The following is a 20,138-nucleotide window of genomic DNA, read 5'->3' on the forward strand; positions in this document are numbered from 1 at the left end:
TCGGCCACCCCGCCGGCCGGGGACCTCCGCGCCCGCCGCCTGTCCGGCCGACGGGCCGCCGCCGCCAGCGATCTGGCGGCGAGTCCGTTCCGGGCCGACCGGGACCGGATCGTCTCCTCACCGTTCTTCGCCCGGCTCGGCGGCGTGACCCAGGTGATCAGCCCGGGCGGCTCCGGCCTGCTGGTGCACAACCGGCTCACCCACAGCCTCAAGGTGGCCCAGGTGGGCCGGGCCGTCGCCGAGCGGCTGACCGCCGACGAACGGCACCGGACCCTGCTCGACGAGCTCGGCGGCTGCGACCCGGACGTGGTCGAGGCGGCGGCGCTCGCCCACGACCTCGGCCACCCGCCGTTCGGGCACCTCGGTGAGCGGGTGCTGGACCGGGTGGCCCGGCATCGGCTCGGTCTGCCGGACGGTTTCGAGGGAAACGCCCAGTCCTACCGGATCGTGACCAGCACCGAGATCCGGGGCGAGGCGGCCGTCGGCCTGGACCTGACCGCGGCGGTGCGGGCCGCGATGCTCAAGTACCCGTGGACCCGGCGGACCTATCCGCAGCCGCATCCGAGCCTGCTGCGCCCGGCGCCGCGGGGTGCCGCGGTCGCGCCCGACGATCCGGCGGTCGGGTCGGTCAAGTTCGGGGCCTACACCACCGAGGCGGCCGACCTGCGGCAGGCCCGGGCACCGTTCGCCGGGGTGATCGAGCCGTGGCAGCAGACCGTTGAAGCGTCGATAATGGACACTGCCGACGACATCGCGTACGCCATCCACGACGTGGAGGACTTCCACCGGGTCGGCGTACTGCAGCAGGGCCCGGTCGCCGGTGAACTCGTCACCTGGCAGCGCTCCGCGGCCGAGCTGCGGGAGCTCACCGACGCGGAGATCGCCGCCAGCGCGCACCGCCCCGGCCGGTCCATCGAACGGCTCCGCCGCCAGCTGCACCGTAAGGACAGCTGGATCGCCTCCGACGAGGCGTTCGCCGCCGCCGTCGAACACGTCCGTCAGGAGCTGGTGGACGGTTTGCTGATGGTGCCGTTCGACGGGTCGATCGAAGCGGAGGAGAGCATCAGCACGTTCTCCGCGCGCTGGACCCGGCGACTGGTCGGCGCGATCGGCGTCACCGCCGACCCGCCGGTACGCTCCGGCCACGTGCTGCTGGCCACCGCCCAGTGGCACGAGGTGCAGGTGCTCAAGTTCGTGCACCACCGGTTCGTCCTCGCCCGGCCGGACCTGGCGCTGCACCAGCGTGGTCAGGCCGATCTGCTGGCCACCCTGGTCGACGCGCTGCACGCCTGGGTGACCGACCCGGACGAGCAGGGGCGGCTGCCTCGCCGGCTGCACGACCTGGTCGAGTTGGCCGAGGCAGAGCTCGCCGCGACCGTCGGCAGCGACACCCCGTCCGGGGCGGGCGGTACCCCGCGCGACGGCCTGACCGGCGCCCCGGGCCGCGGTCGGGTGGACGGCCTGGCCGCCGCCGCTCAGGGCCGGGCGATCATCGACTACGTCGCCTCCCTCACCGACGGTCAGGCGGTCGCGTTGCTGGGCGCGTTGACCGGCCGGTCCGGGCAGCTGTGGACCGACGCGTTCGTGCTGTGACCGGCCCGTCCCGGTGGTGAGTGCCGGTCCAGGCTGCGGTCAGTCCCGCCAGCCGTAGTCCAGGCCCACCAGGCTGGTGCCGACGGTGACCCGGGCCAGTACGCCGACCAGCGCCGACCGCCGCTGGTCGCGACTGACCACGTCGGCGGCGTCGGCGTTCAGCTGTACGTACCGCTGCCACACCTGCTGTTCGATCTCCTCGGCGTTGATCAGGGAACGGTCACATTCCGTGTCGGGGCAGGCATAGTGGCGGGTGCCGTCGTCGGTGCTGGCCGGAATCAACAGGCGGTCACCGCACCACAGCAGACCGCGCAGGATGTAGAGGTCGGAACCGGTCGTGTCACGGCGTGCAGGGTTGACCAAGATGCCCATGTCTCATCGCCTCCTGCCAGTGTGTACGGGCCGGAGAGGTGTCCGGTTCGCCGGATCACCGGACCAATGGGCGGGCTGGCGCGGACCGGGCGGGCCACCGACGGCGTCAGGAGCGGCGGCCGCCTCCCGGCCGAAGGTTCTGCAGCCGCACCTGACCCCGGGCGATCAGCTGATCGTCACTGTCGGTAATCTGGACCTGCCACAGTTGCTGGCTGTAGCCGCGGTGGACCGGCGTGCCGACGGCGATCAGCTCTCCGCCGGAGGCCGCCTTCAGGAAGTCGGTCTGGTTGGCAACCCCCACCACTCGGCCCTCGTCACCGAGCCAGGTCGCCGCGCCGAGGCTCGCCGCGCTCTCCACCAGGGCGCAGTACACCCCGCCGTGCACGATCCCGAACAGCTGGTGCAGCGCCGGGGTCACCGGTAGCCGTAGCTCCACCCGCTGTGCAGACACCGCTACGGCACGTACGCCAAGCTGTGCGTCGAACCCACCCAATGGCCTGTCCATGGTGCCTCCCGTCGGCGGGCGGTGCCGCCCCGTCGGCGAGCGTAGTCAACCCGTGAGAGCGTCCCGCCGGGGATCCGGCCCGGTCTGCTGCCGGTCCCGCTCCTGCGGTCCGGGCGGCGGAGAGGCCTGCGGTCCGGGCGGCGTTGCCGGCGGAGTCGGCCTGAGCCGACGCATCGCCGGTAGCTCGACCCACCGGTGCAGCGGCACCGCCAACAGGTAGGACCCGACCAGGAACGCCAGCGCCAACCCGACCGCCTGCCAGGCGGTCCACTCCCGGTCCCGGCCGACGAGGTGCATGACGGTCACGATCACCACCAGATGCAGCAGAAAGAACCCGTACGACACCTCGCCGAGATGGACCGCGACCCGGTGCCGCCACCAGGATCGCCGGCCGTGCAGATCGGCCAGTGCCGCTGCCGGGACCAGCAGACCGATCGTCACGATCGTCGCCGCGGTGTCGCGGGCCTGCGCCGGCAGCCACTCGACGGCGAGATAGTTCGCCACCCACAGGGCAGTGGCCACCGGCAGTCCCGGCCCTCGCCAGGCGCCGCGCCGCACCAGCAGCGCGAGCACGATGCCGAGCAGGAACTCGAGCATCCGTACCGGCGGAAAGATGTAGACGAACCAGCGGCGGTGTTCCGCCGCGACCAGCAGGTCGGCCACCAGCGGCACCAACCAGACGGCGGTCGGCAGTGCGACGGCGGCGACCCGCAACGCCGTCGTGCCGAGCCGGCGCAGTCCCGCGTACAGCAGGGGGAACGCCAGGTAGAACGCCATCTCGCAGGAGAGCGACCAGGTGACCGGGTTGATGCCCAGGTAGTACACGTCCGACGGATGCCAGGCCTGGACCAGCGGCGCCGAGAAGGCGAGCAGCCGTGGCCAGATGTCCGGCAGCCGTGCCGTCAGCACCAAGCCGACGACGGCCGGCACCAGGGCGACCAGATGGGCCGGGTAGACCCGTGCCAGGCGTCCCCACCAGAACCGGCCCGGCCGGTAACCGGGGCGGACCGACCAGGTGAGGACGAAGCCGGACAGCACAAAGAAGAACGAGACGCCCAGGTCACCGCCGTTGAACAGGATGCCGGCGACCCGGTCGGCCGGCGGGTCAGCCAACGGGATGAACGAGTAGGCGTGCACGCCGAAGACCAGCAGCGCGGCGGCGAACCGCAGCCCGGTCAGCGATGGCAGCCGGCCCGGCGAGGGAGGGGTGGCAGGCACCGGGCCAACATATCCACCGACTTTGCACGTCAAACCGGCGATATCCACCCGCGCCATACGCCAAGCGGACGATTGGTCGGCGGTGCGGCGGTGGCCATCAGCCGCGACCGATCGGCTCCGCCGTGGCGGGCCCGGCCTGACCAGGCTGACCGCCCCGTCACCTTGGTATGGTGTCGGCCTGTTCGACGAATCAGCCGGTGAATGACATGTGCGCAGGGGCCATCGTGACGCGACCCGCGGCGCCGGGGACGGGACGGGCCTTGTCGTCATCGTTGCCGGCACTGGTGTTCCTGGCGTTCGGTGTCGTCGCCGCCGCGCTCTACGCGGCGTTCGACACGCCGATGATCGCCGGACCGGCCTTCACCGTCGCCGGGGTGGGGGGAGCGCTCGCCGTGACCCTGGGCCCCCGCTGGCACCGGGCCCAGCCGCGCTGGGCCTGGCGGATGCTCGCCGTCGCCTGTGTGTGCTTCCTCACCGGAGCGCTGGCCCGGCCGTGGGCGGTCGAGCAGGACGGGCCGTACGCGCTGACCGCCGACGCCGCCACCGTGCCGGGCTATCTGTTCATGCTGCTCGGCCTGGCCGGCCTGCTGCGCACCCGGGGCCGGCTGCCGTCGCACGCGGTGATCGACGGTCTGATCGTCTTCATCGGCGCGGCGCTGTGCTCCGTACTGCTGCTGGCGGTGCCGGCGGGCAGCATCGCCGACCGCCCGCCCCTGGTCTCCGCCCTGGCCGCGCTGTATCCGATCTTCGACGTGATCCTGATCCTGCTGCTGGTCAGCCTGGCCTTCACCACCGCCGTACGGCGGCCGAGCTACCTGCTGCTGGTCGCCTCCATGAGTCTGCTGGTGGTCGGCGACGTGCTGTACGCCATCATCGGAGTTTCCGGTCAGCTCACCGGATCCCGGCTGCTGGATCTGCCGTTCCTGCTCGGTTTTCTGCTGATCGGCGCCGCGGCCCTGCACCCCTCGGTGGTCGACCTCGGCCAGGCGGCCCGGCTGCCGGTGCAGGCGTGGTCCTGGCAGCGGCTGCTGTTGATCGGCCCGGCGCTGGCCGCGCCGTTCGTGCTCACCGTCTTCGTCTCCGGCCGGTCGACGGCTGACCGGCTGGTGCTCGGCGTGGGCGGTGCCGCCATGGTGGTGCTGCTGATGATGCGGGCGGTCTCTGCGGTCCAGGGGTACGCCGCCGCGCAACGGCGCTACGAACACCGCGCCACCCACGACCCGCTGACCGGCCTGCCGAACCGGTTGATGCTCGCCGCGGAGGTGCGCCGACTGCTCACCGCCGGTCGGCCGGCGGACGCCGGGGTCTGGGTGTTCTTCCTCGACCTCGACGGGTTCAAGCTGGTCAACGACTCGTGGGGGCACCACGCGGGTGATCAGCTGATCGCCCAGGTGGCGACCCGGCTGCGGGCGGCGCTGCCGGCCGCGGCGACGGTCGCCCGGGTCGGCGGGGACGAGTTCGTCGTGGTCCAGTTGGGCAGCCGCGCGCAGGCCGTGGCGCTGGCCGACCGGATCATCGACTGCGTGCACGAACCGCTGCGGATCAGGCAGGTCGAGGCGGTGATCACCGCCTCGGTCGGTATCGCCGGGACCGGGCTCGACGACGGTGTCGCGGGCAACGATCCGCCGGTGACCGCCGACGCGTTGCTGCGCGACGCCGACACGGCCATGTACCAGGCGAAGGCCGACGGTCGCGGCCGCTGGGTGATGTTCGACGCGTCGATGCACGAGCGGGTCCGCGAGCGGGTGGAGATCGAACAGGCCCTGCGGATCGCCCTCGGCGAGGACGATCTGCGGATCGCCTTTCAACCGATCGTCGACCTGGAAAGCGGCAGCCTGATCGGCGCCGAGGCGTTGCTGCGCTGGGAGCATCCGGGCCGGGGCAACATCTCACCGGCGGTGTTCATCCCGATCGCCGAGGACACCGGGCTGATCGGTCCGATCGGACGCTGGGTGCTCGACCGGTCGGTGCGTCAACTGGCGCAGTGGCGGGCGGACGGCACGGTGACGGCGGATTTCTGGATGTCGGTGAACGTGTCGCCCCGCCAGTTGCGTGACCCGGGTCTGATCCGGGCGTTGGACGACGCGCTCGACCGGCACCGGGTGCCGGCCTCCGTCGTCGTCCTGGAGATCACCGAGTCGGTGATGATCGACCCGACCAGCGTCACCGGCCAGGTGCTGGCGGACCTGCGGCAGCGGGGGATCCGGATCGTCGTCGACGACTTCGGCACCGGGTTCTCCGCACTGGGCTATCTGCGCAAGCATCCGGTCACCGGGGTCAAGGTGGACCGGGCGTTCGTCGCTGGCCTCGGCCAGAGCGCCAAGGACGAGGAGATCGTCCGGGCGGTGGTGGCGATGAGCAGCGCCCTGCACCTGACCGTGGTCGCCGAGGGGGTGGAGACCCCGCTGCAGCAGGGCGTGCTGGCCGTCCTCGGCGTGCTGTTCGGACAGGGCAGGCTGTGGGGAGAGCCGGTCGGCCCGGCTGAGTTCGCCCGACGGTGGGCGAGCCGACCCGCCGACCCGGTGGACGGGCCGGCGGTGCCGGCGGCCGGGCAGGTTCAGGGGCGCGGCGGCAACTCGTAGAGCCAGAACGTCTGCTCGTCCAGCCGGGTCGCCCGCGCTCCCTCGGTCAACGACTCCAAGGTCTGATGGATGGCCCTGCCCAGGCCGATCTGGTCGTTGCGGCGGCAGATGTCCAACGCCGCGACGCCGTCGCTGTCCTGCACCCGTCGCCACATGTCGGCGATCACCGACTCGAAGATGCCGCTGCCTCGGTACTGCGGATGGACGGCGAAGAAGCCGATGTACCAGATTCGGCGTTGCGCGTACAGATCCGGCCAGCGGTGGGCGAAGAAGTCCGGCGAGATCAGCGGCATCGACTCCAGCTCGTTGGTGAAGGTGGCGAGCGCGGTCAGCAGATCGGGGGACCGGGCATCCCGCCCCAGGTATTTCAGCACCCGGGTGTCGCCCAGCACCTGGTCGAACTCGGACCGGTCCATCACGTGCCGTTGGACCGCGGTGACCCGGAGTTCGTCGAACGCCGTCGTGTACAACTGCCAGGTCGCTTCGGACAGTTCGGGTGGGATGCTCGTTTCGACCTGAATGTGCATTACTGCCCTCCGGGCCGCGCCGGTAGGCGGGGGTGGACGCGAGCCCTGCCAACGAGTATGAGCGACCGCTGAGCCCAAGGTCAGGCTGCGCCGGCGGCCGAACTTTTCGGCACCGGCACCGATCCGCGGAGCGTCCGGCTGCGTACTGCTGTACGGGCAACGGTGCGCCGTGCCCGCGAACGCCGAGGAGGGGCAGCCATGCAGCGACCGGCACAGGGGGGCGAACCAGCCGCGATCGAACTCGGCCCAGTGCAGCGGCCCGGTACGGTCTGGCCTGGTCCCGCTCCCGGCGAGCCACGCGAACCGGACGACGAGCAGCCGGAGCAGCTCGACCGCACCGACCACCTTGACCACACCGACCACCTCGACCACGGCGCCCGCCCGGACCGTCTCGACCACGACGAGCCGGTGACCGCGCCGCCGCGCCTGTTGCCGCCGCCGCCGTGGCTGGCCCGCGAACTGGACCGACCGGAACCGGTCACCCCGGCGGTGCCGTTCTTCGACCCGGAACCCGACATGTCCGCGCCGACCAGCCGCAGTCCGCGCCGACTCGCGATGGTCGTCACCGGACTGGTGGCGCTGTTCCTGGTCGCCGCGCTGGTCGGGGCGGGCGTCGTCGACGCGCTACGGACCACATCGGACACCACGGTCGCCGACTCCCCGCCGCCGGCCAACGATCCCGGTGTGGTCGACCCGGCCGCCGTCGACCCGGAACCCGCCACCGAACGCCTGGTGACCGGCCCGCTCGGCGAACTACAGCAGGCTGAATTCGACCTGGTCAGCGGTACCACGACAGTCAACATCCGGGCCGCCGATCTCGGCGGCGACCTGTACCGGGTCCGGACCCCGATCGACGCCGACGTGCAACCACGGGTGATCGCCGACGGCAACCGGATCAAGCTGCACCTGGTGCCGAACGACCAGTCCGGCCCCGGTGTCGTCGACATCGAGCTGCACTCGTCGGTGCGCTGGCAGTTGCGGCTCACCGGCGGTGTCGCGGAACATACGATCGACCTGACCGGTGCCGAGCTGAGCGGAGTGGACATCGTCGGCGGGGCGGCCCGCATCGAACTGTCCCTGCCCGCGCCGGACGGCACCCTGCCGGTGCGGATGACCGGCGGCGCCAACCAGTTCCTGATCAACGCCCCGGACGGGCCGCCGGCCCAGGTCCGGTTCGGGGCCGGGGCGGCCAGCGCCACCATCGACTCCCGCAGCCACGACGGCATCGCCCCCGGTGCGGTTTTCACCGGCCAGGGCTGGGCGGGCGCGACCGACCGGTACGACATCGACGCCGTCGCCGGACTGTCCGTGCTCACCCTGCAACGGAACTGACCGGCACCGCTCAGCCCGACCGGACCGACCCGGCCGGCGGCGGGACCGACCGGCTCACTCGGCCTGCTCGGCCTCGTCCATCGCTCGGTAGATCCGCTGCTCCGACACCGGGTACGGGGTACCCAGCGCCTGGGCGAACACGTTCACCCGCAACTCCTCGATCATCCAGCGGATCCGCCGGGCGGCTTCGGTGTTGTGCCGGGCCGGCGGCAACCCGTCGAGCATCTGCTGGTACTCCCGGCGTACCGTGTCGATCCTGGCCTGCTGGTCGCGGTCCCGGCGCGGATTCTGCGGCAGCTTCTCCAACCGGCGTTCGATCGCGGTCAGATAGCGCGGCAGGTCCGCCAGCCGGGCGTACCCGGTGGCGGTCACGAACCCCGGGTAGACCAGGGCGGCGAGCTGCTCGCGGACGTCGCTGAGCGCCGCCACCAGCGCGAGATCGGTGGTACGGCCGAGCCGCTGCTGCACCGCGTACGCCGCCGCCAGCACCTGGCGTACCCGGGACACGATCTCGACCGTGACGTCGACCAGCCCGGCGCGAACCTGCTCGCGCAGCGCGGCGAAACCGTCGGCGTCCCAGGCCGGGCCGCCCGCCTGCGTCATCAGCAGGTCCACCGCCGCCCCGGCGCAGTCGTCCAGCAGCTCGACGACGTTGCGGTACGGGTTGCGGCTCAACGCCAGCTTGTCCTGGTTGGACAACCGGCCGGAGACGAACTTCGCCGGGGACGGCAGGGTGAGCAGCAGCAGCCGCCGGGTGCCGGCCCACATCGACCGGTCCCGCACGGCGGCGCTGTCGAACACCCGGACCGCGACGCTCGCCCCCTCGTCGACCAGACCCGGGTACGCGGTGACCCGGTAGCCGACCCGGTCCTGCTCGACACTGCGCGGCAGCGCGCCGATGGTCCACTCGCGCAGCCCGCGCCGCTCCACGTCCGGCGCGGCGGCCGCCACCACCTTGCGTACCTCGGTGGTCAGCTCGCGGCGCAGCGCGGCCAGGTCCTTCCCCTCGGCCAGCGGCTTGTCGTTCTCGTCGACCACCCGGAAGGTGACCCGCAGGTGCGGCGGCACCTTGGCCAGGTCCCAGGCGTCGTGCGGCACCATCACCCCGGTCAGCCGGCGCAGCTCCCGGCCCAGCGCCTCCAGCAGCGGCTCCGCGCCGGGGGTGATGGCGGCCAGCACCGCGCGGGCGAAGTCCGGCACCGGCACGAAGTTGCGGCGCAGCTGCTTCGGCAGCGACCGGATCAGGGCCACGACCAGCTCCTCGCGCAGCCCGGGTACGTGCCAGTCGAAGCTGTCGTCGGACACCTGGTTTAGCATCGCCAACGGCACGTCGACGGTCACCCCGTCGGTCCCGGCGCCGGGCTCGAAGCGGTACGTCAGCGGCAGGGCCATCCCGTCGGAGTGCCACTCGTCGGGGAAGTCCGCCGGGTCGATGCGGCCCTTGCCCTGGTTGACCAGCATGTCCCGGTCGAAGGTGAGCAGGTCGGGCCGGTCCCGGCGGGCCTTCTTCCACCAGCTGTCGAAGTGCCGGCCGGAGACCACCTCGGCGGGCAGCCGCTGGTCGTAGAACTCGAACAGGGTCTCGTCGTCGACGACGATGTCCCGGCGGCGGACCCGTTCCTCCAGCTCGCCGATCTCGTCGAGCAACCCCCGGTTGTCGTGGAAGAACCGGTGCGGCGTGTGCCAGTCACCCTCGACGAGGGCATGCCGGATGAACAGCTCCCGGCTCAGCGCCGGATCGACCCGGCCGAAGGTGACCTTGCGCCCGGCGGCCAGCGGTACGCCGTACAGGGTGACCTTCTCGTAGGCCATCACCGCCGCCTGTTTCTTCTCCCAGTGCGGCTCGCTGTACGAGCGTTTTACCAGGTGGCCGGCGAGCGCCTCGACCCACTCCGGTTCGACCTTGGCGACCGTGCGCGCCCACAGCCGGGACGTCTCGACCAGTTCGGCGGCCATCACCCAGCGGGGCGGTCGGCGGGCCAGCGCCGAGCCGGGGAAGATCGCGAACTTGGCTCCCCGGGCGCCCAGGTACTCCGGCTTGGCCGGGTCCTTGACCCCGACGTGCGACAGCAGGCCGGCCAGCAGTGACTGGTGTACGGCGGTCGGCGCGGCCGGCTCACCGCCCCGGTCGACCGGTACGTTCATCCCGCGCAGTACCTGCCGGATCTGGCTGTGGATGTCCTGCCATTCGCGGACCCGCAGGTAGTTGAGGAACTCGGCCCGGCACATCCGCCGGAACGCGCTGCCGGAGCGTTCCCGCTGCTGCTCACGCAGGTAGCGCCACAGGTTGAGCAGTGCGACGAAATCCGACTCCGGATCGGCGAACCGGGCGTGTGCCTGGTCGGCCTGGGGTTTCTGCTCCGCCGGCCGCTCCCGGGGGTCCTGGATGGACAGCGCGGCGGCGATCACCGCGACCTCGTCGACGCAGCCGTTGCCCTCGGCCGCGAGGACCATCCGGCCCAGCCGGGGATCCACTGGCAGCTGCGCCAGCCGCCGACCCACCTGGGTCAGCCGGGGCGGCAGACCCGGCGACGGTGGCTCGATCGCGCCCAGCTCGTGCAGCAGCGCGACGCCGTCGGTGATCTGCCGGCGGTCCGGCGGCTCGACGAACGGGAACGCGGCGATGTCGCCCAGCCCGATCGACGTCATCTGCAGGATCACCGAGGCCAGGTTGGTCCGCAGGATCTCCGGGTCGGTGAACTCCGGTCTCGACTCGAAGTCGGCCTCGTCGTACAGCCGGATGCAGATACCGTCGGAGGTGCGCCCGCAGCGGCCCTTACGCTGGTTGGCCGACGCCTGCGACACCGGTTCGATCGGCAGCCGCTGCACCTTGAGCCGGTTGCTGTAGCGGGAGATCCGCGCCGTACCCGGGTCGATCACGTACTTGATGCCCGGCACGGTCAGCGACGTCTCGGCGACGTTGGTCGCCAGCACCACCCGCCGGCCCGGATGCGGCTGGAAGATCCGGTGCTGCTCGGCGGCGGACAGCCGGGCGTACAGCGGCAGAATCTCCGTATCGCGCAGCCGGGGCCGGTCGGCGACCAGCTTGCCCAACGCGTCGGCGGCGTCGCGGATCTCCCGTTCACCGCTGAGGAAGACCAGGATGTCCCCGGGGCCTTCGCCGGCCAGCTCCTCGACCGCCGCGCCGATCCCGTCGACCTGGTCGAGGGTGACGGTGCCCGGTGTGGCGTCGGGGTCGTCCGGGTCGGCGGTCTCGCGCAGCAGCGGCCGGTAGCGCACCTCCACCGGATAGGTACGCCCGGACACCTCGACCACCGGCACCGGTGGCCGGCCCGGCTCGCTGAAATGGTCGGCGAAGCGCTGCGGGTCGATCGTCGCCGACGTGATGACCACTTTCAGGTCGGGTCGGCGGGGCAGCAGCTGCTTGAGGTAGCCGAGGATGAAATCGATGTTCAGGCTGCGTTCGTGCGCCTCGTCGATGATCAACGTGTCGTACTGGCGCAGCATCTTGTCGTGCTGCAGCTCGGCCAGCAGAATGCCGTCGGTCATCAGCTTCACCAGGGTCTGGCCGCCGACCTGGTCGGTGAACCGGACCTTGTAGCCGACCACGTCGCCGAGGGTGGTGCCGAGCTCGTCGGCGATCCGGTCGGCGACGGTACGGGCAGCGAGCCGGCGCGGCTGGGTGTGCCCGATCAGCCCGCGTACGCCACGACCCAGCTCCAGGCAGATCTTCGGGATCTGGGTGGTCTTGCCCGAGCCGGTCTCGCCGGCCACGATCACCACCTGGTGGTCGCGGATCGCCGCCGCGATGTCGGCGGCGCGTTCGCTGACCGGCAGCCCGGCGGGGTAGCTGACCCGCGGCACCGCGTCCCGCCGCCGCTGCACCGCCTGCTGGGCCGACGCGACCGCTGTCGCGATCTCGTCCAGCGCCGCCTGCCGGGCCTGCGGATCGCGGACCTTGCGCACCCCGTCGAGGCGCCGCTGCAGCCGCCGCTCGTCGCGAAAAGTCAACTCGGGGAGGAGTTTCAGTAGGTCAGCGGGGGTTGGCGCAGGGGAGGGCGGGTTCATGGCGTTGACCACGATACCCGCCGTCCCGCTGCCGGTCGCCTGGGTTTCCGGCCACCTGTCCGGGGTGCAGGCCACCGCGTCCAGCAGCCTCTCCAGCGTCGTACGCGTCGGCCAGGGTCACCGACGGGTCAGCCTCACGCAGCCCGGCCAGCAGATCCTTGGCCTGTTGCCGCAGGTGATCCAGGTGTGGGTTGTCGGAGAGCGTCTTCACGGGGACCTCGCTCTGCGCCCGGACTCGCAGCGGCGGTCCAGAGCTCCGGCGTCCGTCGCTCGAACCCAAAGCAGGTGGGGTGGCTTCAAGCCTTCCGGCGAGTCTCGGCGCGATCCCCGACGCGCTGTCATCGCCTGTCTAGCCGACCATCGCCTGCCGGGCCTGCGGGTCACCGACCCCTGCGCAGCTGCCGGTAGCGTCAGGACCATGGCGTTTCCGGCCGTCCACCTCACCGGTTGCTTCCCCGAGGCTGATGGGTTCGTGTTGCTCGACCCGGTGCGTCTCGACCAACACATCGGTGCCGACAGCGCGGGTCGCGACCTGCTGGAGCTGTTCACCACAACCGATGCCGGCGACGCGGTCGTCCGGGAAGGCATCGCGATACCGCTGATGGGCGTGGCCGCTGGGTACTACACCGTACTGGTGCGGCATGTCGCAGATCATCCACCGTGGCCTGCGGCTGCGTTCTCCTCGCCGGGCTGGGTCCTGGGAACGGTGACCGGCTCGCTGCTGCTCTGTGGCGTCGGCTATCTCACCGACTGGATGCCAGGCCATCCGAGACACCACCGGGTGACAGTGCCACCTGGCTGGTACGCCACCGAGGTCCGAGGGCACGACCACGCCGAGGGTTCCGATGACGCCGGGTACGAGTTCCTGCTGACTCCCACCCTGGCCCGACCGACGTTGCGTGCCGATCCGGCGCAGCGGTTCGGGCCCAGACGAGGACATACCGGGCATCCGGGGCGGCACTGACCGCCGCGATCCACTGGACGGGTGAGAACGGGTACCCCTGTCCTCTGGCAAGTGGACGTGCCAGACATGTCACTGACGCTACTGGTCGGAGCGGCCCCGGGGCGTCTACGGACGGCGGTTCACTCGTCATTCGCGTCGTCACTCTGGTCGCGGTCTACGTCGGCCGGCATCAGGCCGGAGAGTTGCAGCACCGCCCGGACCCGTCGCGCGGAACTCGGGTCCCACCGGTCCAGGATGGCGAGCGCCCGTAGCGACGGCCGGCACGGCGCGACCACCCCGCCGCACCGGTGGCACTCGCCGGTGGTCCGGTTCGGGATGTGGGTACGGGCCGTTTCGTTGGCCTGCCGGATCGCAGCCTCAAGTGCGGCGGAGCGTGGCTGAGCGCCGTTGAGCTGGAACGGCCAGTCACGGTCCGGGTCGATCTGCCCGGGGGTCCGCTTCGGCAGCGGAGGTCGGTTCGGGGTCGGGTCGACATTGCGTGGCGTACCGATCGAGGTGTACCGGGCGAGCCGGGGCGTCCCGCCGATTCCGTCGTTCCTGGGCACTGTTCCCCCTACGTGGAGAGTGCGATTCGGGTGCCCCGGAGGGAACGCTTGCCGGTCATTCCCTCCGGGTCTGACTTCCATCCTGGACTATCCGTCGTCCGGCCAGGAAGATGTGTGGCGGTAGTAGGGTCACTACTTCACCGGCGTGGGGGAACAGATGGCGAACGTGAATGAATTTCGGCATATTCTGCGGTTGCGGCGGACCGAGAAAGGGTTGTCGCAGGACGCACTCGGCTCACAGGTGCACGTGACCGGATCGCAGATCGGCCACTACGAGACGGGCCGGTCGCTGCCGCCCGACGACCTGGCGGTCAGCCTGGACCGGGTGCTCGGCACCGGCGACGAGTTGCGCCGGTTGGCCGAGCAGGCGCGCGGCGAGGCCGTCGCTCCGTGGATGCGCCCGTGGAAGCTGAACGAGTCCCGGGCGGTGCAGCTGCGCTGGTTCGAGCACTCGCTCATCCCGGGGCTGCTGCAGACCGAGGCGTACGCCCGGGAGGTCATCTCCGCCGGCACGCACACCGAGGTGCAGATCGAGGAGATGACCCGGGAGCGGCTGGAGCGGCAGACGGCGGCGCTGGAGCGGGTGAACCCGTACCCGGTGCCGTTGACCGCGATCATCGGCGAGGCGGCGCTGCGGGTCGGTCCGTCGGCGCTGATGAAGGACCAGCTGGAGCATCTGGTCGACATCGGCCACCGGCAGACCGTGCACGTGCGCGTCCTGCCGTTCTCCGCCGGGCTGCATCCGGGACTGGCCGGTGCGTTCGTGTTGGCGACCCTGCCGGACGGCGCAACGGCGGCGTACATTGACGACCAGATGGCGGGGCGGGTCTGCGAGACCGCCGACAAGCTCCGGCATCTGGTGCTCGCCTGGGAGATGCTCTGTGCGCGGGCACTGCCCTGTGACCAGTCCCGTGACCTGATCCTGAGAGTGATCGATGAGCATGAGCGAGCCGGTGTGGCGCACGTCCACCCGTAGCAGCAGCAACGGCGGCGCCTGTGTCGAGGTCGCCGACAACCTGCCCGGCCGGGTCCTGGTCCGGGACAGCAAGGACCGCGCCGGCGGGACGTTGACCTTCGCCCCGTCGGCCTGGTCCCGCTTCGTCGCCTCGGCCAAGCGCCCCACCTAGCTGATCTTGGCGGTGGTCGTGGCAGCGCGAGCCTGCGTCGAGTGGCCACGGTCGAGGGCACCCACATGGTTGTCTCCGGGCCGGTTTGACGACAATGACGGTTCCCTCGACCACGTGGATCAACGTTCCGAAGGTCGGGGCTGATCCGGTCGGCCCGAAAGGTCGTGACCTTGGGCCTGGCTGCCCGGGATACCACCGGGAAAGGGTGGACGTGGGCGGGTCCGGGCGACCGGTCCGGACCGCGCCGCCACAGGAGGTGGAACCCATGACCGAGCAGCGGTACGCGGGTAAGGTCGCGCTGGTCACCGGCGCCGGATCCGGCATCGGCCGGGCGGTGGCGCTGCGGCTGGCCGCAGAGGGAGCAACGGTGGTCGGCTGCGACGTCGACACCGACGGGCTGGACGGCACCGGCAAGCAGCTTGCCGCCGCCGGACACACCGCCGACCTGGTCACCGCAGACGTGACCGTACAGGCCGACATCGACGAACTGGTCACCCGGCTGCCCGGCGACCGGATCGACCTGCTGGCCAACGTGGCCGGCGTGATGGACTTCTTCCTGCCGGTGACCGAGCTGGACGACGCCACCTGGGACCGGGTGCTCGCGGTCAACCTGACCGGCCCGATGCGGCTGACCCGGGCCGTGCTCCCGCTGATGAAGGTGGCCGGCAAGGGAGCGATCGTCAACATCGCCTCGATCGGCGGGCTGACCGGTTCGGTCGCCGGATCCGCGTACGTGGCGTCCAAGCACGGCCTGATCGGCCTGACCCGTTCGACGGCGTTCCTGTACGGCGCGGACGGCATCCGGACCAACGCTGTCTGCCCCGGCGGAGTGGAGACGAACATCGGCCGCAGCGCCCAACCGAAGGTCGAATGGGCGTACGAGCGACTGTCGAAGTCCTTCGCCGGCCACGTGACCCGCACCGCCGCGCCGGACGAGATCGCGACCCTGGTCGCCTGGCTCGGCAGCGACGAGGCGATCAACGTCAACGGCGCCGTCATCACCTCGGACGGCGGCTGGACCAGCTGACCCGCCAGCCGGAGGCAGCGCCCCACCCGACGGCTTGCCGCAGCCACCGGACGCGCCGCCGGGTCAGCGGGGCGCGGATGTCCGCCAGGTCAGCCGGACCCGTGCAACCGCTGGTACGCCCGGTCCAGCTCGGTCCGGGCAGGTGCGCCGCCGGACACCGGCTGCCAGAAGTCGGGGTCCGGCGGCGCTGTCACGTCGACCCGCTTGCCGGCTGTGGTGTCGAAGCCGAGTCGCCAGGCGTGCAGGTAGGTCCGTACCCCGCTGGCGGCGGCGGTGCGGTCGAACAGTGGGTCACCGACGATCGGGTGCCCGATCCAGGCCAGGTGCACCCGGATCTGATGCCGGCGGCCGGTCAGCGGCGCGACGGCGAGCAGCCGGTGCGTGGCGTCGGCTGCCGCCGTACCGGATCCGGTGGTGCCCCCGTCGGACCCGGCGGTGACGGCGGTGATCCGGCTCTGTGACGGATAGCTCTTGACGTGGTCGAACTCGGCCCCGGCGGCGAGTGACCAGCGCGCGGTGGTGGCGTCGAAGCCGATGTCGGCGCGGTTGCCGGCGACCCGGACCCGGTTCTTGCGGCCCACGCTCAGCGGCAGGTCGACGACGCCGACGTCAGGCAGCGGCGCGCGAGCGGCATCGGCATCGGCGGCGGCGGCCGACACCACGGCCAGATAGACCTTTTCCACGGTACGGCGGTTGAACTGCCGGGTCAGGTCGCCGTGGTGGCGCAGCTGTTTGGCGAACAGGATCGCCCCGGAGGTGTTCTTGTCGATGCGGTGCACCGGGAAGACCGGCTCACCGGCCTCCTCGGCGAGGCGGGCCAGGTCAGTGCCGTGCCGTTCGCCCATCACCGCGACACCGGGCGGCTTGTTCAGCACCAGGGCGGTGTCGTCCTCGAACAGGACGGCACCGGCGCGAAGTTCGGTCCACAGGTTCACCGGTGGCCGAGGATACGCCGCGCGTGGCGGCGTATCCCCGGCGCACCCTGTGCTCGCATCAAGAGGCGATGCGCCGGACGGCTCAGCCGGCGGTGGACCAGATGGCGGTGAACGCGGCGGCCTCACCGGCCAACCACCGCTCCACCTGGTCGGGGCGGGAGGTGACGTCCGGGCGGCGGAAGGTGGTGCCGCGCCGCAGGTCGACCAGGACCGGCTCGGCGTGCGGCAGCACCTGGTCCATGTGCCGGGCCATCAGGTGCAGGGTCGCGGTGTACGCGTCGGGGCTGGGTGGCTGGTCGTCGAAGTGGATCCGGACCGCTTCGGCGTGCCCGTCGGCGTACCGCAGGCCGAAGTGTGGGTTGATCTTCACGGGGAGGTTGCCGACCATGCCGAGCGCGTCGTGGGTCTGCGCCAGCTCCACCTGGCTCAGGTCTCCCAGCGACTCCAGGTAGCGCTGGGCACCCGGGACGAGGGTGGCGTACAGCGGCTGCCAGCGCTGGGCGACCTGACCGACCACGGCGGCCAGGTGGCTGCCGCCGGTGCGGAACCGGATGTCGGCCTTGAGCGCCTTGACCAGCTGCCCGTGCGGGTTGAACCCGGAGCGGCTGACCCGCTGCCGGCGCAGCCCGCCGACGAAGGTCGCCTTGGCCGGCCCGGACTGCCCGACATAACGGGTGAAACCGAGCAGAGTCGCGTACGGGACCGGGGCGGGGGTGGTCGGTGCTGCGGTGGGGGTCGAAGCGGTGGCAGGAGGGGGTGCGATCACGGCGTTCCTTCCCAGGTCAGGAGCCGGATTAGTACACCCATTCTAATCGAGAAGTGACGCTGCGCCCAGTCTTTGATCACGCTGCGCCGACTGGGTGGGCTGCCGAGTGGCCCCGGTGCGGCACCGTGTGGGACGTGCTTCGGTTGACAGTCATAGCTAACACCGTTAGCTTAATCGCTACAAGCATTAGCTCTCGGTCTGGAGGTCGTGATGACCGCGTACCTGTCCCTCGACGGTGGGCGTATCGCCTACGAGGTCACCGGCGACGGCCCGCTCGTGGTCCTCGCGCCCGGCATGGGTGAGAGCCGTACGGCGTACCGGTTCGTCGTCCCGCAGCTGGTCGCAGCCGGCTACCGGGTCGCCGCCACAGACCTGCGGGGCACCGGCGAGTCCAGCGTCGGCTGGCCGGCGTACTCCCGTACCGACATCGCCGGTGACCTGGTCGCGCTGATCCGGCACCTGGGCGGTCCGGCCGTGCTGGTCGGGCACTCGATCTCCGGCGGGGCGGCCACCATCGCCGCCGCCACCGCACCCGAGCTGATCACCGCCGTGGTCGAGCTCGCGCCGTTCACCCGCAAACAGTCGATCAGCCTCGGTGACCTGCGCGTCAAGCGGTACCGGCAGGGCATGACCCGGCTGCTGGGCGCCGGCGTGTTCGGCAGCGTCAGGCAGTGGCTGCGCTACCTCGACGTCGCCTTCCCCGGGCAACGGCCCGCCGACTGGGCCGAGCAGCTGGCTAGGACCGAGGCCCGCCTGCGCGAGCCCGGCCGGATGAAGGTGCTGCAGAAGATGGGCCAGTCCAGCCCGGCCGACGCCGGTGCGCAGCTGGGCAACGTCCGCTGCCCCGTACTGATCATCGAAGGGACGCTGGACCCCGACTGGGCCGACCCGCGTGCCGAGGGCGAGGCGATCCTCGCGGCGCTGCCCGCCGGCCTGGGCACGGTGGCGATGATCGACGGAGCCGGGCACTACCCGCACACCCAGTTCCCCGACCAGGTGGTCGCGCTCATGCTCCCGTTCCTGGCCGAGACGGCCGGTGCCGAGGGCCGGTCCTGACGAGTCTTCACCAGACAGTGCCGGATGACAGTATCGACAGATGGACGGCACGGCGATCCGGGGCAACGTCCGTACCGTTGTCGGCCTGGTCGGTGTCGCGCTGGCGCTGGCTGTGGTCGTCAGCCTGGTGCCGCACGAGGAGTCGGTGCCGGCCGGGCCCTGGCAGCCGCCTGCCAGCTATGCCCTCGCCGACACCGTCGACCTGGGTGACGGCCGAACGGTGCGACTGTGGACGAAGCCGGGCGCGTGGTACGTGGAGATCCTGGGCGACGGGCAGCACGAGGAGTTCTTCGGTGTCGGCGGCGGAAGTGACCGGTTCACCGTCGCCGAGGTGTGTCGGACGATCGGGGGTTGCTGGTGACCTCACTGGGCCCGGCCGACGTCGTCCTTGCCGCCGAGGCGTACGTCCCGATCGCCGGGCGTGCCCAGTGAGGTCACCGTCATGATCACTTGACGTGCTGCAGGGCGGCTACCGGCGTGTCGGCCGAATTTTGCGCAAGTGATCACTCAGCTCTGGTCGCGGCGCAGCGCGCCACGGCGCAGCACCGCTAACGTGCGTCCGTCCGGTCGGCCGTCGCCAGGTCGAGGAAGGCCGACCAGGCGGCCGGTGCGAAGGTCAGGGTGCCGCCGTCGCGGTCCTTGGTGTCCCGGACCAGCACCCGCCCAGGCAGGTTCTCGGCGACCTCCACGCAGCTTGTGCTGTCGCTGTGCGTGCTCTTGTGCCACCGGGGCGCGGTGCTTACATCCATCTCTCAGCCGTCCTCATGATCAGTTCTAGGCTCTGCGGGCCAGATAGAGCGTAGTCGCGGATGCTCTCCCAGGTGCGTTCAAGGCTGGTCGCGTCGTCCGGATTTTCGATCACCCGGCCCTGCAGGTACCCCTCCAGGTAGCCGACGGATCTGCCGTCGACGGTGGCGATGACGAACGGTCCGTCCAGCCCGGGGTACGCCCCGGCGTCGGCCGGCACCACCTGGACCCGGATGTTCGGCTGCTCGCAGGCGGCGACGATCGCCGTCAACTGTTCGTGCATCACGCACGGGTCGCCGACCCGCCGGTGCAGGACGCTCTCGTCGATGACCGCGACGAGCTGGCAGGAGTCGGGCTGCCGGTAGAGGATCTCTTTACGGCCGAGCCGGGTAGCCAACGCGACGTCCATCGCCTCGCCGCGCTCGCCGTACGCGAGCAGCACCGCTCGGGCGTACGCCTCGGTCTGCAGCAGTCCGGGCAGCGCGAGGGGTTGGAAGACCCGGATGAGCGTCGCCTTGCCCTCCTGCTCGATGAACGGCCGGTACCAGACCGGGGCGTGTTCGCCGACGACGAATTCGCGATAGAATTTCACGAAGGCGGTGCCGAATGCCCGGTCCACCGCACCCAGATAGTCGGGCAGCGCGGGTCGTTCGCCGCGTTCTATCGAGCCGACGTGCGACGTCGAGAAGTGGATGCGTTCGCCCCACGCTTCCTGGGTGAGGCCGAGCATTTCACGGACGCGCCGCAGTTCGCCTACCAGATATTCGCTCCCGCTCACAATACCTTCACATCCCTCAATTTGCCGCGACTGGT

Annotated in this window: 20 protein-coding genes; 9 read left to right on the forward strand and 11 right to left on the reverse strand. The window is 71.1% G+C overall.

From position 1 onward, the window contains the following. The first annotated feature begins 39 nt into the window (after positions 1-39). Entirely contained in the window at positions 40-1,593 is a 1,554-nt protein-coding gene (gene dgt / locus O7629_RS08430; RefSeq protein ID WP_278174455.1) for a dGTP triphosphohydrolase, read from the forward strand. 39 nt (positions 1,594-1,632) lie between these two features. On the opposite strand, the gene O7629_RS08435 is transcribed toward dgt, so the two are convergent. From O7629_RS08435 to O7629_RS08445, 3 genes are all read right to left on the reverse strand, one after another. Continuing rightward, complete coding sequence (locus O7629_RS08435) at positions 1,633-1,965, reverse strand: zinc ribbon domain-containing protein (RefSeq protein ID WP_278168483.1); 333 nt, start codon at positions 1,963-1,965, stop codon at positions 1,633-1,635. A 106-nt stretch (positions 1,966-2,071) separates the two neighbouring features. After that, positions 2,072-2,470, reverse strand: a complete 399-nt coding sequence (locus O7629_RS08440; protein ID WP_278168485.1) for a PaaI family thioesterase — start codon at positions 2,468-2,470, stop codon at positions 2,072-2,074. Positions 2,471-2,515: 45 nt separating this feature from the next. Next, positions 2,516-3,688 carry an acyltransferase gene (locus tag O7629_RS08445; protein ID WP_278168487.1) on the reverse strand — a complete coding sequence of 391 codons (1,173 nt, stop codon included), beginning with the start codon at positions 3,686-3,688 and terminating at the stop codon, positions 2,516-2,518. A gap of 260 nt (positions 3,689-3,948) precedes the next feature. Between O7629_RS08445 and O7629_RS08450 the strand changes: the two genes are divergently transcribed. Beyond that, positions 3,949-6,270, forward strand: a complete 2,322-nt coding sequence (locus O7629_RS08450) for an EAL domain-containing protein (RefSeq protein WP_278168488.1) — start codon at positions 3,949-3,951, stop codon at positions 6,268-6,270. Here O7629_RS08450 and O7629_RS08455 read toward each other — a convergent pair. Then, complete coding sequence (locus tag O7629_RS08455) at positions 6,246-6,797, reverse strand: GNAT family N-acetyltransferase (RefSeq protein WP_278168490.1); 552 nt, start codon at positions 6,795-6,797, stop codon at positions 6,246-6,248. The genes O7629_RS08450 and O7629_RS08455 overlap by 25 nt on opposite strands. A gap of 198 nt (positions 6,798-6,995) precedes the next feature. Between O7629_RS08455 and O7629_RS08460 the strand changes: the two genes are divergently transcribed. Continuing rightward, on the forward strand, positions 6,996-8,129 hold the full coding sequence (locus O7629_RS08460; RefSeq protein WP_278168491.1) for a hypothetical protein: 1,134 nt from the start codon (positions 6,996-6,998) through the stop codon (positions 8,127-8,129). A gap of 54 nt (positions 8,130-8,183) precedes the next feature. On the opposite strand, the gene hrpA is transcribed toward O7629_RS08460, so the two are convergent. Both hrpA and O7629_RS08470 read right to left on the reverse strand, forming a co-directional pair. Beyond that, positions 8,184-12,158: an ATP-dependent RNA helicase HrpA gene (hrpA, locus tag O7629_RS08465; RefSeq protein WP_278168492.1), complete on the reverse strand. Its 3,975-nt coding sequence runs from the start codon at positions 12,156-12,158 to the stop codon at positions 8,184-8,186. Beyond that, positions 12,124-12,369 carry a hypothetical protein gene (locus tag O7629_RS08470; RefSeq protein ID WP_278168493.1) on the reverse strand — a complete coding sequence of 82 codons (246 nt, stop codon included), beginning with the start codon at positions 12,367-12,369 and terminating at the stop codon, positions 12,124-12,126. The genes hrpA and O7629_RS08470 overlap by 35 nt, the downstream gene beginning before the upstream one ends. Positions 12,370-12,576: 207 nt before the next feature. Between O7629_RS08470 and O7629_RS08475 the strand changes: the two genes are divergently transcribed. Beyond that, complete coding sequence (locus O7629_RS08475; RefSeq protein ID WP_278168494.1) at positions 12,577-13,122, forward strand: hypothetical protein; 546 nt, start codon at positions 12,577-12,579, stop codon at positions 13,120-13,122. Between the two features lie 119 nt (positions 13,123-13,241). Here O7629_RS08475 and O7629_RS08480 read toward each other — a convergent pair whose 3' ends face one another. After that, on the reverse strand, positions 13,242-13,667 hold the full coding sequence (locus tag O7629_RS08480) for a hypothetical protein (protein ID WP_278168495.1): 426 nt from the start codon (positions 13,665-13,667) through the stop codon (positions 13,242-13,244). Positions 13,668-13,824: 157 nt separating this feature from the next. On the opposite strand from O7629_RS08480, the gene O7629_RS08485 reads away from it, so the two are divergent. From O7629_RS08485 to O7629_RS08495, 3 genes are all read left to right on the forward strand, one after another. Then, entirely contained in the window at positions 13,825-14,643 is an 819-nt protein-coding gene (locus O7629_RS08485; protein ID WP_278168496.1) for a helix-turn-helix transcriptional regulator, read from the forward strand. Next, positions 14,603-14,794: a DUF397 domain-containing protein gene (locus O7629_RS08490; protein ID WP_278168498.1), complete on the forward strand. Its 192-nt coding sequence runs from the start codon at positions 14,603-14,605 to the stop codon at positions 14,792-14,794. Before O7629_RS08485 ends, O7629_RS08490 begins: the two co-directional genes overlap by 41 nt. A gap of 265 nt (positions 14,795-15,059) precedes the next feature. Continuing rightward, positions 15,060-15,821, forward strand: a complete 762-nt coding sequence (locus O7629_RS08495) for an SDR family NAD(P)-dependent oxidoreductase (RefSeq protein WP_278168499.1) — start codon at positions 15,060-15,062, stop codon at positions 15,819-15,821. Positions 15,822-15,910: 89 nt separating this feature from the next. On the opposite strand, the gene O7629_RS08500 is transcribed toward O7629_RS08495, so the two are convergent. Both O7629_RS08500 and O7629_RS08505 read right to left on the reverse strand, forming a co-directional pair. After that, positions 15,911-16,756 carry an RluA family pseudouridine synthase gene (locus O7629_RS08500; RefSeq protein WP_278168501.1) on the reverse strand — a complete coding sequence of 282 codons (846 nt, stop codon included), beginning with the start codon at positions 16,754-16,756 and terminating at the stop codon, positions 15,911-15,913. An 82-nt stretch (positions 16,757-16,838) separates the two neighbouring features. After that, positions 16,839-17,444, reverse strand: coding sequence for a hypothetical protein (locus O7629_RS08505; protein WP_278174456.1), 606 nt, complete (start codon positions 17,442-17,444; stop codon positions 16,839-16,841). Between the two features lie 288 nt (positions 17,445-17,732). Here O7629_RS08505 and O7629_RS08510 point away from each other — a divergent pair, with 288 nt between their 5' ends. Together O7629_RS08510 and O7629_RS08515 are read left to right on the forward strand one after the other, a co-directional pair. Further along, positions 17,733-18,578 (forward strand): alpha/beta hydrolase, encoded by an 846-nt coding sequence (locus O7629_RS08510; RefSeq protein ID WP_278168503.1) that lies wholly within the window; start codon positions 17,733-17,735, stop codon positions 18,576-18,578. Positions 18,579-18,618: 40 nt separating this feature from the next. Next, positions 18,619-18,939: a hypothetical protein gene (locus tag O7629_RS08515; protein WP_278168504.1), complete on the forward strand. Its 321-nt coding sequence runs from the start codon at positions 18,619-18,621 to the stop codon at positions 18,937-18,939. Positions 18,940-19,126: 187 nt separating this feature from the next. Here O7629_RS08515 and O7629_RS08520 read toward each other — a convergent pair whose 3' ends face one another. Together O7629_RS08520 and O7629_RS08525 are read right to left on the reverse strand one after the other, a co-directional pair. After that, a complete protein-coding gene (locus O7629_RS08520) occupies positions 19,127-19,327 on the reverse strand; it encodes a DUF397 domain-containing protein (RefSeq protein ID WP_278168505.1) in 201 nt (66 codons plus the stop codon). Next, positions 19,318-20,103 carry a helix-turn-helix transcriptional regulator gene (locus O7629_RS08525; RefSeq protein ID WP_278168506.1) on the reverse strand — a complete coding sequence of 262 codons (786 nt, stop codon included), beginning with the start codon at positions 20,101-20,103 and terminating at the stop codon, positions 19,318-19,320. Before O7629_RS08525 ends, O7629_RS08520 begins: the two co-directional genes overlap by 10 nt. Between the last annotated feature and the right edge of the window lie 35 nt (positions 20,104-20,138).

The organism is Solwaraspora sp. WMMD792 (assembly GCF_029626105.1).
In the GTDB taxonomy this organism is placed as follows: domain Bacteria; phylum Actinomycetota; class Actinomycetes; order Mycobacteriales; family Micromonosporaceae; genus Micromonospora_E.